This is a genomic window from Flavobacterium aquariorum (genome assembly GCF_003254745.1).
Classification (GTDB): domain Bacteria; phylum Bacteroidota; class Bacteroidia; order Flavobacteriales; family Flavobacteriaceae; genus Flavobacterium; species Flavobacterium aquariorum.
Genome location: NZ_QKXH01000004.1, coordinates 297,213 through 311,368 on the forward strand (window position 1 = coordinate 297,213; position 14,156 = coordinate 311,368).

14 protein-coding genes and 1 riboswitch are annotated in these 14,156 nt (G+C 33.8%); of the genes, 4 read left to right on the forward strand and 10 right to left on the reverse strand.

Annotated features, from left to right (window positions below; all coding sequences use genetic code 11):
- Nucleotides 1–226 precede the first annotated feature (226 nt).
- From thiS to DOS84_RS08575, 4 genes are all read right to left on the reverse strand, one after another.
- Nucleotides 227–433 (reverse strand): sulfur carrier protein ThiS, encoded by a 207-nt coding sequence (thiS, locus tag DOS84_RS08560; RefSeq protein WP_111409703.1) that lies wholly within the window; start codon nt 431–433, stop codon nt 227–229.
- A 65-nt stretch (nt 434–498) separates the two neighbouring features.
- Nucleotides 499–593: riboswitch (TPP riboswitch) on the reverse strand.
- A 100-nt stretch (nt 594–693) separates the two neighbouring features.
- A complete protein-coding gene (locus tag DOS84_RS08565) occupies nt 694–1,260 on the reverse strand; it encodes a DNA-3-methyladenine glycosylase I (RefSeq protein ID WP_111409704.1) in 567 nt (188 codons plus the stop codon).
- Complete coding sequence (locus tag DOS84_RS08570; RefSeq protein ID WP_111409705.1) at nt 1,257–1,961, reverse strand: hypothetical protein; 705 nt, start codon at nt 1,959–1,961, stop codon at nt 1,257–1,259. Before DOS84_RS08570 ends, DOS84_RS08565 begins: the two co-directional genes overlap by 4 nt.
- Nucleotides 1,962–2,107: 146 nt before the next feature.
- Nucleotides 2,108–3,166 (reverse strand): Ppx/GppA phosphatase family protein, encoded by a 1,059-nt coding sequence (locus tag DOS84_RS08575; RefSeq protein ID WP_111409706.1) that lies wholly within the window; start codon nt 3,164–3,166, stop codon nt 2,108–2,110.
- Between the two features lie 222 nt (nt 3,167–3,388).
- Between DOS84_RS08575 and DOS84_RS08580 the strand changes: the two genes are divergently transcribed.
- The gene (locus DOS84_RS08580; RefSeq protein ID WP_111409707.1) at nt 3,389–4,627 is read left to right on the forward strand and encodes an MFS transporter; all 1,239 of its coding nucleotides are present in this window, start codon (nt 3,389–3,391) and stop codon (nt 4,625–4,627) included.
- Between the two features lie 368 nt (nt 4,628–4,995).
- Here the strand turns inward: DOS84_RS08580 and tsf are convergent, their stop codons facing one another.
- The 4 genes from tsf to rplM all read right to left on the reverse strand — a co-directional run bounded on the left by tsf (nt 4,996) and on the right by rplM (nt 7,904).
- A complete protein-coding gene (gene tsf, locus DOS84_RS08585; RefSeq protein ID WP_111409708.1) occupies nt 4,996–5,958 on the reverse strand; it encodes a translation elongation factor Ts in 963 nt (320 codons plus the stop codon).
- Between the two features lie 136 nt (nt 5,959–6,094).
- Complete coding sequence (gene rpsB / locus DOS84_RS08590) at nt 6,095–6,889, reverse strand: 30S ribosomal protein S2 (protein ID WP_111409709.1); 795 nt, start codon at nt 6,887–6,889, stop codon at nt 6,095–6,097.
- Nucleotides 6,890–7,062: 173 nt separating this feature from the next.
- Nucleotides 7,063–7,449 (reverse strand): 30S ribosomal protein S9, encoded by a 387-nt coding sequence (gene rpsI, locus DOS84_RS08595; protein ID WP_077371473.1) that lies wholly within the window; start codon nt 7,447–7,449, stop codon nt 7,063–7,065.
- Nucleotides 7,449–7,904, reverse strand: a complete 456-nt coding sequence (rplM, locus tag DOS84_RS08600; protein ID WP_111409710.1) for a 50S ribosomal protein L13 — start codon at nt 7,902–7,904, stop codon at nt 7,449–7,451. The genes rpsI and rplM overlap by 1 nt, the downstream gene beginning before the upstream one ends.
- A gap of 351 nt (nt 7,905–8,255) precedes the next feature.
- Between rplM and DOS84_RS08605 the strand changes: the two genes are divergently transcribed.
- Nucleotides 8,256–9,275, forward strand: coding sequence for a LacI family DNA-binding transcriptional regulator (locus DOS84_RS08605; protein WP_111409711.1), 1,020 nt, complete (start codon nt 8,256–8,258; stop codon nt 9,273–9,275).
- 81 nt (nt 9,276–9,356) lie between these two features.
- Here DOS84_RS08605 and DOS84_RS08610 read toward each other — a convergent pair whose 3' ends face one another.
- Together DOS84_RS08610 and polA are read right to left on the reverse strand one after the other, a co-directional pair.
- Complete coding sequence (locus DOS84_RS08610; protein ID WP_111409712.1) at nt 9,357–9,764, reverse strand: hypothetical protein; 408 nt, start codon at nt 9,762–9,764, stop codon at nt 9,357–9,359.
- Between the two features lie 239 nt (nt 9,765–10,003).
- A complete protein-coding gene (polA, locus tag DOS84_RS08615) occupies nt 10,004–12,865 on the reverse strand; it encodes a DNA polymerase I (protein WP_111409713.1) in 2,862 nt (953 codons plus the stop codon).
- A 235-nt stretch (nt 12,866–13,100) separates the two neighbouring features.
- Here polA and DOS84_RS08620 point away from each other — a divergent pair, with 235 nt between their 5' ends.
- Together DOS84_RS08620 and DOS84_RS08625 are read left to right on the forward strand one after the other, a co-directional pair.
- Nucleotides 13,101–13,289, forward strand: coding sequence for a hypothetical protein (locus tag DOS84_RS08620; RefSeq protein ID WP_111409714.1), 189 nt, complete (start codon nt 13,101–13,103; stop codon nt 13,287–13,289).
- A gap of 184 nt (nt 13,290–13,473) precedes the next feature.
- The gene (locus DOS84_RS08625) at nt 13,474–14,148 is read left to right on the forward strand and encodes a response regulator transcription factor (RefSeq protein ID WP_111409715.1); all 675 of its coding nucleotides are present in this window, start codon (nt 13,474–13,476) and stop codon (nt 14,146–14,148) included.
- Nucleotides 14,149–14,156 lie beyond the last annotated feature (8 nt).

The window sequence follows — 14,156 nt, forward strand, 5'->3', positions numbered from 1 at the left end:
TTTAGCTTTTATGTTGTGAGTAGTTATATTTTTAGTTGAAAATGAAAAGTTCTTGGTTTCTGGTTTTGCGTGAGGGATAGTAGCTAGCTACCGAAGTAGCGCGGATAGCCCGACCCCGTTTAGGAAAAGGGCTTTATAAGCAGTGCTAAGAGTAAGCCCTTTTTCTCAACGGGGGCACGCCCACACGAGTTTTTGCGAACTGACGCAGTAACTAGACATAATTATTTTATCCGCCTTGTGTGGCAGAAATGATTAGAATGTCGTCTGTTGGGTTGAGGAAATGGGTATTCCAATCGGATTTTGGAATTACCGTATTGTTGATCGCTAGGGCAATTCCGTTTTGTTTTTCGGGAAATTCTATGTCAAGAAGCGCTTGTACAGTGAGACTGTCAAGGGGAAATTGTTTGGTTTGATTGTTGATTTTTAGTTCCATTCCTTTTTGAATTTAGTATAAGTTATACTTTAGGAATGGCTACAAATACGCACAAATGTGCGACAAGAAGTCATCTTACTTTTTCCTACGCTAGTATGAACTAGATCAGGTTCGAGGGTAAAGTCTCAGCCTGCGATTGCAGACACCCCTAAAGTGTGAAACAAATGTAATTAAAAAAGTTTAGAAGTTTAAAGGTTTAAAAGTTTAAAGTTGTTACAGATGTAACTTGTGTTTTGGAGTGTTAAAATGATGATTGTGTATTAATTTCTTTTCCAGCAATCTTCTACATGATCGTCAACCATTCCGGTGGCCTGCATGTGGGCGTAAACCACAGTGGAACCGACAAACTTGAATCCGCGCTTTTTTAAATCTTTGCTGATGGCATCGGATAGGGGAGTTGCGGACTGTACTTCGCTTAAGCTTTTTCGTTTGTTTATAATTGGTTTTCCGTCGACAAAGCCCCAGATGTATTTGGAAAAACTGCCAAATTCAGCCTGAATTTTCATGAAGGCTATAGCATTGGAAACGGTAGAATAAACCTTTAGTTTGTTACGAATGATACCTGGATCTTGAAGCAAATCCTGAATTTTATCTTCGGAATAGTTGGCTATTTTTTTATAGTCGAAATTGTCAAAAGCTTTGCGAAAATTTTCTCTTTTGTTTAAGATGGTAATCCAACTTAATCCTGCCTGGAAAGTTTCCAGCAACAGGAATTCAAAAAGTTTTAGGTCGTCATAAACGGGAACGCCCCATTCTTCGTCGTGGTATTTTTGGTATAATTCGCTGGAATTGCACCAAGCGCATCTTGTGAGTTCTTTTTGTGTCATTTGTTTATTTCCCAATGGTAGCCTTTTACAGTCGGAATGTAGGCTGATCCGTTATTAAGTATCAATTCAGTGTATATTTTTTTATTGTATTTAATACCGATGGCACCTCCCGATACGTAAGTTTTATTTTTTTTGAAGGTGAAAATCATGGTGTCGTTTTCGAATTCGGCATCCGATACTTTTTCTACAAGCCAAGTGGATCCCCAGTTGAAATATAATTTGTTTGGTCCTACGCAGGTTACATGTTTTATGAGATCGACGGCTTCTTTTGGAAATTTGTACTCTTCAATTAATTCTTTTTTGGTATATGATTTGCCGAATTGGGCATTTCTCAATAAATTTCTCAAAGGAGTGTTGACGATAGCTTCTGCGTTTTCCGCTATTGGTGTTGCAATCGTTACTATAATTTGATCTTGATTATTACTATTGTTTTGGGTGTTTTTGTTTGAAGTTTGTGACTTTGGAATTTGTCTTTGAATGGCTGATGCTAAACCGGAATCAATATCAGTATCTTCTGTTTCCGCGTTCTCAATTTCAGTATTTGACACTGCGTTTTCTGCGTTCATTGCTGGAGTGTCTGTTGTAATATTTGAGGTTTGGGTATAATTAGTTTCTGCTTCCTCTTCTTCAGGTTCATTTTTTCCACAACTAATTAGCAAAGCAAGAAATATAAAAGAAAATATTATTTTAAAGTTCTTCATGATTAGAGCGTTAAGATACTTAATTACTCAAATTTAAACTTTTTTTTAAAATCTTATTCAAAAGAATAATTGAAAAGTGCAAAAAAAATCCCAAACATATAATGAATGGGATTTGATTTTTAATGAAATATTTTTTGATTCTATACTTAGTATATTTGTTTTACACCTTTAGCATTATCAAATACGTAACTAACTAACCATGCAATTTGACCTTGTTTAGCGAAATAAATCTTTTTGCTTTGTATGTTGGGGATAACTTCAAGAGATGTTTCTAAAAGATTAAAAGCAGCGATTAAGTATTTTTGTTGGTACGTGTTCAAAACTTTTTTCATTTCAACATTACTTTCAGCGCTAGTAACAAATCTCTGATAATTGTTTTCTGCGATTGTTCTTATAGCTAGAATATCATCATATTGGATTTGAGTAAAGTTTTCTTCTGCTTTGGCTCCATTTAAAAGAGTGTAGAAAGCCCAGGCTGCACCACCAGAGATGTAAACATTGCTCTTGTCTTGAGATTCAGCTCTGCTTGTGTACATTTTTTTGAAACTCTCTCTCATTGTTGGTAAATAGTCAAACAAGTTTTCGTTGAATTCAAATACTGTTTTTTGTTTACACTTTTTATTGATGATTTCAGTCAAAGTCACCGTTCCCAGATCACATGAAATTGGGAAAAATACAGATGAGTCGTTGATGTCTTTAGCATAACCTCCTTTAGTGTTTCCACCACCTATGTCTATAATTACGGAGTTTAAATAATTTTTAGGAGGAATACAACCTCTCAAAAGTAATTTGGCTTCCAATGATGAGGAGATGATTTCTATTTTTTTATTTGTCAACTCTTTTATTTTTACTACTAAATCATTAGTGTTTGTTGCAAGACCAACACCTGAAGAGGCAACAACGAAAATATTTTTGTCTTCAATCTTGTATTCATTAAGCATTTTTTTGTAGTTGTTGTAAACTACTCCACCTGCCTTGTCAATATCTTCTTTCAATAAAGTACCGTCGATTCCGATACCAGCTGCTATTCCTACGTTTTCAGTCCAAAACTCCTTTACATCGTAAGTGTTTCTTTTAATGCTCTCAACTTGAAGAACGGTCATTTTGATACCTTTACTTCCGATTTCAATACCACCGTAGAGTTGTGCCTGTGCTGTGTAGGTAAAGATTAGGCCTATTATTAAATAGTAAATTTTTTCTTTCATAATTATTATTATTTGGGGTTAATGCTGGTTGCAAATCTATATTAAAAATCTATAATTTCCTTTTTTTTAATGTTTTTTTTGAAGAACTTTTTTTTTAAGCAAAAATGTTTTAGAATTGTTATAAAATTATTATGTTTTTTAACTACTTGATTGTTGGTTGATTGAAAAAAAAATCTATTTTTGCCAAAATGAAAAAATTTTTTGCCCCAAAAAAAATTAATTATGATAAAAAAATACCTAGACAATTTTAAAGATTTTCCAAAAGAGATTTGGATACTTACTTTAATTACATTCATCAACAGAGCAGGGACTATGGTTATTCCCTTTCTATCAAAGTACATGAAAGAAAATTTAGAATTCAGTTACAGTCAAATAGGCTGGGTGATGGTTTTCTTTGGAGTCGGTTCTATAATTGGAACTTGGCTTAGTGGTAAATTATCTGACAAGATTGGCTTTTATAAGGTCATGGTGTTCAGTTTATTTGTCAGTGGTATCGTGTTTATTTTATTGCAGTATGCCACAACTTTTGAAGAGCTTTGCGTAGGTATACTTGTGTTAACAACTATTGCTGATATGTTTAGACCAGCAATGCTTGTGTGTCTAAAGACGTTTACCACAAAAGAAAATAGAGCTCGTGCCTATTCGTTAACCCGTGCAGCGATTAACTTGGGATTCCTTTTTGGGCCGGTATTGGGTGGATTGATTATTATGCAGTTGGGATATGAATATATATTTTATGTTGATGGTGCAACCTGTATCTTGGCAATTATTGTTTTCATGTTTTTTGTGAAAGAGAAGAAATTGCAAGTCAAATTGAAAAAACATCATGAGAAAGCTTTTAAGAAAGTTTCCGTGATGAAGGACAAGCCTTTTATGCTTCACTTGGTTATATGTTTGATAACAGGAATCTTGTTTTTTCAGATTTTTACAACTTTACCATTATATCATAAAGAACGATTTAATATGTCGGAATTTGATAGCGGATTGCTATTGAGTTTAAATGGACTGCTTATTTTGCTTTTCGAACTTCCAATTGTGAATTATGTAAGCAAAAATAAAATAAACAATCATAAAGTTATTTCTTTAGGGTTATTGCTTATGGCAACTAGTTTTTTACTTCTGTTGTTCCCTTGGGAGGCTATTTTGATTCCTATGATGCTTTTTATGACATGCGGAGTAATGTTGACTTTCCCATTTGCTAATTCATTTGCAATGGAGAGATCCAATGAAATGCAAGAAGGTAAGTATATGGCAGCTTTTACTATGAGTTATAGTTTTGCACATATTTTAAGCGCTAAAACAGGTATGGAAATAATTCAGAATTCTGGTTATGAGTCGAATTGGATGTTTATGACGATTCTAGGAGTTGCCGGTACTTTGCTTGTTTTTAAGTTGTCTAAGATGGTTGAAAAAGAAGAGTTGAAAGAGAGAATGATACCCGTAGAAAGTAACGAGAAATAGTTCGGTTTAATTCGACTTATCTTTGTATTGTAATGTTATATTGTTTACTGTAGAAAGAAGTTCGGGATTAATAAAAAATAGAATAAAAATTGTTATTAGCAGCAGTGAACTTTTGTTTGCTGCTGTTTTTTTGTTTTAGGACTTATGTTATTTTTGTTGTTGATGCTTTGTTAAAAGTTATTAATTGTTTTTGTTAAAGTGTTTTTAGGATCCTAGATCATATCAGTGTTTTTTTTTTTTTTTGTTCTGAAAACTTATTTTTAAATGATTAAGAAAAGGCATAAAAAAAGTCCCATTTCGTGATGAAATGGAACTTTATGAGTAAACGAAAATCTGTAATTAGAAAATCGTTAATGTGATCTAATTGATTATCCTAAAGTAACTCTTTTGAAACCTGTAATTTCAACATTGAATCCTTTAACGTAATCACCAACTTTTTTGCTGTCATCTTTGATGAAGTTTTGATCTAATAAGGCTTTCTCTTGATCTAAAGTAGTGTTGTCAGAGATGAAACGTTGAACTTTTCCTGGAATAATTTTATCCCAAATTTGTTCTGGTTTACCTTCAGCTCTTAATTCAGCTTTAGCATCTTCTTCAGCTTGTTTGATAACTTCTTCAGTCAATTGAGAGTAAGAAATATATTTAGGAACATTTTTTAAAGTTTTTCCTAAACGTTTTGCTTCTTCATTTTCTTTTTCGATTATAGCAATACGAGCAGCAAGTTCAGAAGCAACGAAAGCTGGATCAAAATCTTTGTAAGATAATGTATCAGCTCCCATAGAAGCAACTTGCATAGAGATGTCTTTAGTTAAAACGTCACCATTAGCAATTGGTGCAGAAATTGCAGTTAATGCAGCAATTTTGTTAACGTGAACATAAGATCCAACGAAAGCACCTTCTAAAATTTCAAAGCCACCGATTTCGATTTTTTCACCGATAACACCAGTTTGTTCGATTAATTTTTCAGCAACAGTAAGTCCGTTGAAATCTGAAGCTAAAAATTCCTCTTTAGAAGAAAAGTTAATAGCTCTTTCAACCAATTCTTTAGCTAAAGTTACGAAAGCCTCATTTTTACCTACGAAATCTGTTTCGCAGTTTAAAGTGATGATAGCTCCTTTAGTTTTGTCAGCATTAACAAAAGAAACAGCAGCTCCTTCAGAAGACTCACGGTCAGAACGGTTAGCAGCAACTTTTTGTCCTTTTTCTCTAAGGTTTTGTATAGCTTTATCGAAATCTCCTTCAGCTTCAACTAAAGCTTTTTTACAGTCCATCATTCCGGCACCTGTAGTTTGTCTTAATTTATTTACGTCTGCAGCAGTAATTGTTGCCATAATATAATGTGTTTAATGTTATAAAAATAAAAATTCCAATCTTTAAATCCCAAATTCCAATTTTATTAAATTATCAACATACTGTTTCTAATTTTTTATGGAACTTGGAATTTAAAATTGGAATTTAAAATTTGATTTATTCTTCAGTTGCTGGAGCTACAGGAGCTTCAACTGCTGGAGTTTCAGCTACAGGAGCTTCTGTTTCAGCAACAACTTCAGTAGCATCAGTTTCTTTATCAGAAGTTCTATTTGCAAGACCGTCGATAATTGAAGCAGTTACTAAAGATAAAATTTTATCAATTGATTTAGAAGCATCATCATTTGCAGGGATAACATAATCTACTTCACGTGGATCAGAATTGGTATCAACCATTGCAAAAACTGGAATGTTTAATTTTTGAGCTTCTTTTATTGCGATGTGTTCAGCTTTGATATCTACTACGAACAATGCTGCAGGAAGTCTAGACATATCTGCGATTGATCCTAAGTTTTTCTCTAGTTTTGCACGAAGACGATCAACTTGTAAACGCTCTTTTTTAGAAAGGGTCATGAATGTACCATCTTTCTTCATTTTATCAATAGTAGCCATTTTTTTAACAGCTTTACGGATAGTTACGAAGTTAGTTAGCATTCCACCTGGCCATCTTTCAGTGATGTAAGGCATGTTTGCAGCTTTTGCTTTATCAGCAACGATGTCTTTTGCTTGTTTCTTGGTAGCAACAAATAATATTTTTCTACCTGATGCAGCGATTTTTTTCAAAGCGTCATTTGCTTCTTCAATTTTTGCTGCAGTTTTATATAGATTTATAATGTGTATACCATTACGCTCCATATAAATGTAAGGAGCCATATTTGGATCCCATTTTCTAGTCATGTGTCCAAAATGAACACCTGCTTCTAGTAATTCTTTTACTTCTACTTTGTTTGACATTTTTTGTACTAGTTTACGTTCTGTTGATTAGCAATGCATGAATGGCGATTAATCGGCTACATACATTTAGATGCTAAACTAATTTCCAACCTCGGTCGGACAACAACAACATTGTTTTAAATTGTTTAATACATTCTGAGATGCCTTGCATAAATGATGCAAGACAGGCAATATTAACGTTTAGAGAATTGGAATCTCTTACGAGCTTTCTTCTGACCGAATTTCTTACGTTCAACCATTCTTGGATCTCTAGTTAATAAACCTTCTGGTTTCAAGATAGCTCTGTTTTCAGCATTTACTTCACACATAACGCGTGCCAATGCCATTCTTACAGCTTCTGCTTGTCCAGTTGAACCACCTCCATAAACGTTTACTTTTACGTCAAAGTTGGATGCGTTTTCTGTCATAGACATTGGTTGCAAAACTTTGTACTGTAAAGTAGCAGTTGGGAAATAAGTTGCGAATGGTTTTTTGTTTACAACGATAACTCCTGTTCCTTCAGAAACATAAACACGTGCAACAGCGGTCTTTCTTCTACCGATTTTGTGAATAACTCCCATTACTTAAGATCGTTTAGGTTAACAGTTCTAGGTTTTTGAGCTCCTTGTTTGTGCTCAGATCCTACAACAACATTTAAATTTCTAAAAAGTTCAGCTCCTAATTTGTTTTTAGGTAACATTCCTTTTACCGCTTTCTCTACTAGTAATGCAGGATTTTTTGATTGCAATACTTTAGCAGTTAAAGTTCTTTGTCCTCCAGGGTAACCAGTGTGACGGATGTATGTTTTCTCATCCATTTTGTTACCTGTTAGGTTGATTTTTTCTGAGTTGATAACAATTACGTTATCTCCACAGTCCACGTGTGGCGTATAACTTGGTTTGTACTTACCTCTTAAAATCATAGCGACTTTTGAAGCAAGACGACCTAAGTTATGACCGTCAGCATCTACAACAATCCATTCTTTTGTAGAATTGGCTTTTGTTGTTGAAATTGTCTTGTAGCTTAATGCGTTCACAATAATATATTTTAATTAAACATTCCATCCCCAATAAAGGGGTTGCAAAAGTACAATTAATTATTTTAAATACAAATAGCTTATTTGAATATTTTTTTGTTGGATTCCTGCTGATTATCAAATATATATTTGGATTGAGTCAAATAACATTTAGTTTGAGATTCATTTTTTTAAAATAATTTACTGGAATATTTTTTTTGATGTTGCATTTTTTTTGTAATTTTCGCTTTTAACCTTTCAAATGCCTGTTAAATTTTATATATTTAATAAAAATTTGGCATGTTTTGTTTAATCCTTTGTTGTTTTAATTTTTTTAACGACTCTTAATATAGTACCAAATACCATTCTACAATGAAAGCAAAAGCAACATTAAAACAAATTGCAAAAGAACTTAATGTTTCGGTATCGACTGTTTCTAAGGCACTTAATGATAGTCCGGAAATAAGCGAGCAAACAAAAATTAGAATTAAAGAATACGCAAAATTAAAAAATTATAAACCCAATGTTATTGGTTTAAATCTTAAAAACAGAAAAACCAAAACAATTGGAGTTATTATACCTAATATATTGAACTCATTTTTTGCCAAAGTTTTTAGTGGTATCGAGAAAGTGGCCGATGAAAAAGGATACAATGTTATTATGTGTATTTCTAATGAGTCGCTGGAAAAAGAAGCGCACACTCTTGAAATGTTGAGTAATGGTACCATAGATGGATTTGTCTTGTCTATTTCTGAAGAAGCCCAAAAGTTACATGAGTATAATCATTTCAAAGATATTATAAATGATGGTACGCCAATTGTGATGTTTGATAGAACCACAGACGAAGTAGAATGTGATAAAGTTATTGTGGATGATTTTGATTCTGGTCATAATGCGACGCAGCATTTAATTGATTTGGGATGTAAAAACATCGCGTTAATTTCATCTGTGGATAATTTGAGTGTGGGTAAACTGAGAGCGGAAGGATATTTAAAAGCATTGAAAGATAATAATATAACTATAAATGAGAATATTATTATCAGAACAGATTCGGAAATAGATCTTATTGATAAAATTACTGACTTGTATTCGAATAATCTTGTGGACGGTGTTTTTGCTTTGGATGAAAACGATTCGGTTGCTGCTTTAAAAGTGGGTGCCAAGAAAGGATATAAAATACCAAAGGATCTCAAAATTATTGGTTTTGCTGACGGAATTCTTGCTTCAAGAAGGTTGTCCCCAAGTTTAACAACTGTCAGTCAGCACGGAATTGATATTGGAGAAGTTGCCGTAAAATTACTGATTGACAGATTGGAATCTAAGGAAGAACACAAGCCTTATGAAACCGTAGTTATTAAAACTCAATTAAAAGAAAGGGAATCTACTAAGTAGAAATAGAATCATAAAAAAAGGCAATCGAAGAAAATTTCGATTGCCTTTTATGGACATAAAATAATGTTTTTCTAAAACTAGCTATTTCTTTTTGCCACCATTATTTCCTTTATATGATTTGGAATCATAATCGTGGTCTATTTTTTTAATGTCAGTGCTTTTGACGGATTTAGTCGGTTTGTATTTCGTTTTGTGCATTGAATTTTCTTTCCAAGGATTGTCTCCTTCAAAATCAAAATCATTGTAGCTTCCAATTAATCTAATGGTAGTAGGTAAACTGACAACCGTAGTCCAAGTTCCTCCTTTTAGATAAGTGTATTTCTTAACAACGGGATCAAAATAGACATTGGATTCAGGATAATACCTGTATTTTTTTTTTACTCCGTGTGCTTTTGCGTGTGCAGGTGGGTTTTGGGCGCTGACCGCATAGCTGCCCACTCCGATAAGAAATGCAAAAAACAAAATAATCGTTTTGATTGTTCTTTTCATAATAATATTTTTTTGGTTAATACAATGGTTTATAAATCAAAGAATCAAAGATAAATAATTAATTTTGAGGTTTTTACATTTTTTTTGTAATCAATGTTTTCTCATTCTTTATAAATTGAGAATTGGACACAGCTTGTAGGATCCAAATAAAAAGAGCAGGAATCGAGAAGGTTATTAACTTTACGATTTCTGCTCTTTTTTTAGCTCTAGACTGAATACTTAAAACTGACTGTTTTTTCTTAGTGTGCTTCCAACCAATTTTTCCCTGATCCTAATTCTACATCCAAGGGAACTGCCATTGTAAAGGCATTTTCCATTTCATATTTAATCATCGGTTTGATTTTTTCCAGTTCAGAACTGTGAACATCAAACACAAGCTCATCATGAACTTGCAATAACATTTTGCTTTTCCAATTTTCTGAAGTTAGTTTTTTGTGGATATTAATCATCGCAATCTTGATAATGTCTGCTGCGCTTCCCTGAATAGGAGCATTTACGGCATTTCTTTCTGCGGCGCCACGAACAACTGCATTCGCGGAATTTATATCTTTTAAATAACGACGACGACCTAATATGGTTTGTACGTATCCATTTTTTCGTGCAAAATCAACTTGATTTGACATGTATGATTTTAACTTAGGATACGTGTTGTAATAAGCATCAATTAACTCGGCGCTTTCTTTTCGCGAAAGCGATGTTTGATTACTTAATCCAAAAGCCGAAACACCGTAGATAATTCCGAAATTTACCGTTTTGGCATTGCTACGTTGTTCTTTGGTAACTTCTTCCAATGGAACGTGAAAAACTTTTGCGGCGGTGCTTCTGTGAATATCTTCGTGGTTTTTAAAGGCTTTGATCATGTTTTCTTCGCCAGACAAAGCGGCTATAATGCGCAATTCTATTTGCGAATAATCGGCAGAAACCAAAGTGTAGTTTTCGTCGCGGGGAATAAAAGCTTTTCGGATCAATCGTCCCCTTTCAGTACGAATCGGGATGTTTTGTAAATTGGGATTATTGGAACTCAAGCGGCCTGTTGCAGCTACCGTTTGCATGTAATCGGTGTGGACACGTCCTGTTTTTTTGTCGACTTGGTTAGGCAATGCATCGATATATGTACTTTGCAATTTTACCATTTGTCTCCACTCGAGGATATCGCGGACAATTTCATTATCATTCGCTAAATAAGACAGAACCTCTTCACCAGTGGCATATTGGCCTGTTTTGGTTTTCTTTTGTTTTACTCCGCCAATTTTTAATTTATCAAATAAAATATCACCTAGCTGTTTTGGTGAAGCCAAATTAAATTTCTCGCCAGCGGTTTCGTAGATTTTTTGTTCCAATGCGTTGCTCTCGGCAGCCATTTCGACGGACATTGACTTTAAAAAGGGAACGTCTAGATTAATTCCTTCCAATTCCATGGCCGCCAAAACTGGGATTAAAGGAATTTCGATTTCATCAAATAGTTTTTTTGTTTCGGCTTTGTCGAGAATTGGACTGAAATTTTGTTTCAATTGATACGTAATATCGGCATCTTCGGCGGCGTATTCTTTGATATCTTCCAAAGCGACATCGCGCATCGATTTTTGATTTTTACCTTTTTTACCAATTAAATCTTCAATTGATTTTGGCGAATATTTTAAGTAGGTTTCTGATAAAACGTCCATATTATGTCGCATATCAGGATTGATTAAATAATGCGCAATCATCGTATCAAATAGTTTTCCTTTGATTTGAACACCATAATGAGAAAGGATTTTCAAGTCATATTTGATATTTTGGCCAATTTTTTCGATGCTTTCACTTTCAAAAAAAGGTTTGAATTTGTCAACTAAAATCTGTGCTTCGTCTTGGTTTTCCGGAAACGGGACATAAAATGCTTTTCCTTTTTCAAAAGAAAATGACATTCCAACCAATTCAGCATTCAAGGCATCAATTCCTGTTGTTTCGGTATCAAAACAAACGGAAGTTTGATTCATTAAGTTTTGCATAAGTAATTTCACTGCAAAATCTCCTTGAATACTTTGGTAAAAATGTTCTGTGTTTTCTAAAGTTGCATAATGTAAATTGGAGTGAACTTCGTTGTTTTCTTCATCCGAAAAACCAAATAAGTCAAATTGGTCTTCATTTGATTTTTTGGCAGGAGCTTTTTTAACTATTTTTTCGTTGTCATTGCCATCGGCATTGCCATTGGTTTCGATTTCGTCGTAGTCTTTTCCGGTTCCAAAAAATTTGTCAAACTGTGCTTTCATTTGACGAAATTCCAATTCCTGGAATAATTCGTCTGTTTTTTCGACGTCGGGTTTTGATAATTCGTAGTCACCTGCATTAAATTGAACAGGACAATCCAGTAAAATAGCGGCCAATTTTTTTGACAAAATTCCTTTGTCTGCATTGGCTTCGATTTTTTCCTTCATGGCACCTTTCAGCTTGTGGGTATTAGCCAAAAGATTTTCCATTGATCCAAATTCCTTCAATAATTTCTTGGCGGTTACTTCGCCAACTCCTGGAAGTCCGGGAATATTATCGGCGGCATCACCCATCATTCCAAGATAATCAATAACTTGTTCGGGACGTTCTATTTCAAATCGGGCTAAAACTTCAGGAACTCCCCAAATTTCTATGCCATTTCCCATACGTGCGGGTTTATACATAAAAATGTTTTCGGATACCAATTGGGCAAAATCCTTATCTGGTGTAACCATAAAGACCTGATAGTTTTCTTTTTCCGCCTGTTTTGCAATGGTCCCTATTAAATCGTCTGCTTCATAACCCGGTACTTCTATAATCGGAATATGCATTGCCTTCAATAATTCTTGAATGTAGGGAACAGCAATCTTTATCGCTTCGGGAGTTGCATCACGATGGGCTTTGTATTCTGGAAATATTTCATTTCTTAAATTACTTCCTCCATTGTCAAAAGCTACGGCCAAATGATCGGGCTTGTCTCGTTTTATGACATCCATCAAGGCATTCATAAATCCCATAATGGCAGAAGTGTCCATTCCTTTCGAATTGATTCTCGGGTTTTTTATAAAGGCAAAATAACCACGAAATATTAATGCATAGGCATCAAGAAGGTAAAGGCGTTTTTGAGCAGACATATAAAAAATTTAGTCTGTAAAAATAGACAATTGAGTTTTAAAAATGAATTTGTTGTCAAAATTTATAATTGTTTAATGGAAAAGTAATAGCGAATCCTTTTTTTAAGCTTTAAAGATGAGTTCGTTAAGGGAAAGTTAAACTTTTATAGAGCGACAAATCTTCATTTTGTCTTCATTTATCCATTATACATTTGATCTGTAAATAATAAATTAATAATTCAAAAACTTAGAAATCATGAAAAAGTTGTTAATGTTAATCGCAGTATTGTTGGGGACAAGCGTTATGGTTAGTGCTAAGCCGGTAACTGAAAAATCAGCTACAGCCAAAGAAGTAAAAATGACTAAACACCCAAAACACAAAAAAAACAAAACAGAGAAAAAATCTGCAACAACCGGAACAGCAAGTTCTAGTGCCAAAAAATAATGAATGTTTTTGTTTTGTGCGCAAATGAGGATGGACAGAAAACAAAAGGGTTGATTGTTTTTGAAAGTCAGTGGAGAAATTTACTGGCTTTTTTGTATTTTTAGATACGTTAAAATTTTAATAACGTAAAGTGTTTTAATTTTTTCTTAGTTGTTACTTTGAGTGTTTTTAATTTTAATTATTTATGAAAATTCTTATTGTAGAAGATAATCCCGAATTGGCTATTGAAGTGAAAGAATATCTTTCCGGCAGCGGTTATATCTGCAAAATTTCCAAGAATTGCGAAGAGGCATTGGAGGAAATCAACAGTAATGATTATGATATCATGCTTTTAGATTTAGGCTTACCTGACGGAAGTGGCTTTGATGTTTTAAAAAGCATACGTAAAACAGATTCCAAAGTTGCGGTGATTATTATCACTGCCCAAGGAGAATTGGAAGATAGAATACATGGATTGCAACTTGGCGCCGATGATTATTTGACAAAACCTTTTGCTTTAACAGAGTTGGGAGCGCGTTTATTTGCGATTATTCGCAGAATGCACGGATATACGGTCAATCAGTTGGATGTTCATGGGTTTAGTTTGAAATTGCAGGATTATAAAGTGAGTTATGGTGAGATCCCAATAAATCTAACCAAGAAGGAGTTTGATATTTTTCAATATTTAGTTTTGAATAAAAATCGTGTAATAACCCGTTTGCAATTGACCGAGCATATTTGGGGGGATATTCTTGAAGTTAACTCCGATTCTAATTTTATAGATGTCCATGTTCGAAATCTTAGAAAAAAATTGGATAAACATTCCCCAATTGAATGGTTTGAAACGGTTAGGAATGTGGGTTACAGAATAAATGTATGATTTTAAAA

What these genes read in the sequence shown, in the direction of transcription:
- thiS (WP_111409703.1), bottom strand. Translation starts at nt 433, where the DNA reads ATGGAACTAAAAATCAACAATCAAACCAAACAATTTCCCCTTGACAGT.
- DOS84_RS08565 (WP_111409704.1), bottom strand. Translation starts at nt 1,260, where the DNA reads ATGACACAAAAAGAACTCACAAGATGCGCTTGGTGCAATTCCAGCGAA.
- DOS84_RS08570 (WP_111409705.1), bottom strand. Translation starts at nt 1,961, where the DNA reads ATGAAGAACTTTAAAATAATATTTTCTTTTATATTTCTTGCTTTGCTA.
- DOS84_RS08575 (WP_111409706.1), bottom strand. Translation starts at nt 3,166, where the DNA reads ATGAAAGAAAAAATTTACTATTTAATAATAGGCCTAATCTTTACCTAC.
- DOS84_RS08580 (WP_111409707.1), top strand. Translation starts at nt 3,389, where the DNA reads ATGATAAAAAAATACCTAGACAATTTTAAAGATTTTCCAAAAGAGATT.
- tsf (WP_111409708.1), bottom strand. Translation starts at nt 5,958, where the DNA reads ATGGCAACAATTACTGCTGCAGACGTAAATAAATTAAGACAAACTACA.
- rpsB (WP_111409709.1), bottom strand. Translation starts at nt 6,889, where the DNA reads ATGTCAAACAAAGTAGAAGTAAAAGAATTACTAGAAGCAGGTGTTCAT.
- rpsI (WP_077371473.1), bottom strand. Translation starts at nt 7,449, where the DNA reads ATGGGAGTTATTCACAAAATCGGTAGAAGAAAGACCGCTGTTGCACGT.
- DOS84_RS08605 (WP_111409711.1), top strand. Translation starts at nt 8,256, where the DNA reads ATGAAAGCAAAAGCAACATTAAAACAAATTGCAAAAGAACTTAATGTT.
- DOS84_RS08610 (WP_111409712.1), bottom strand. Translation starts at nt 9,764, where the DNA reads ATGAAAAGAACAATCAAAACGATTATTTTGTTTTTTGCATTTCTTATC.
- polA (WP_111409713.1), bottom strand. Translation starts at nt 12,865, where the DNA reads ATGTCTGCTCAAAAACGCCTTTACCTTCTTGATGCCTATGCATTAATA.
- DOS84_RS08620 (WP_111409714.1), top strand. Translation starts at nt 13,101, where the DNA reads ATGAAAAAGTTGTTAATGTTAATCGCAGTATTGTTGGGGACAAGCGTT.
- DOS84_RS08625 (WP_111409715.1), top strand. Translation starts at nt 13,474, where the DNA reads ATGAAAATTCTTATTGTAGAAGATAATCCCGAATTGGCTATTGAAGTG.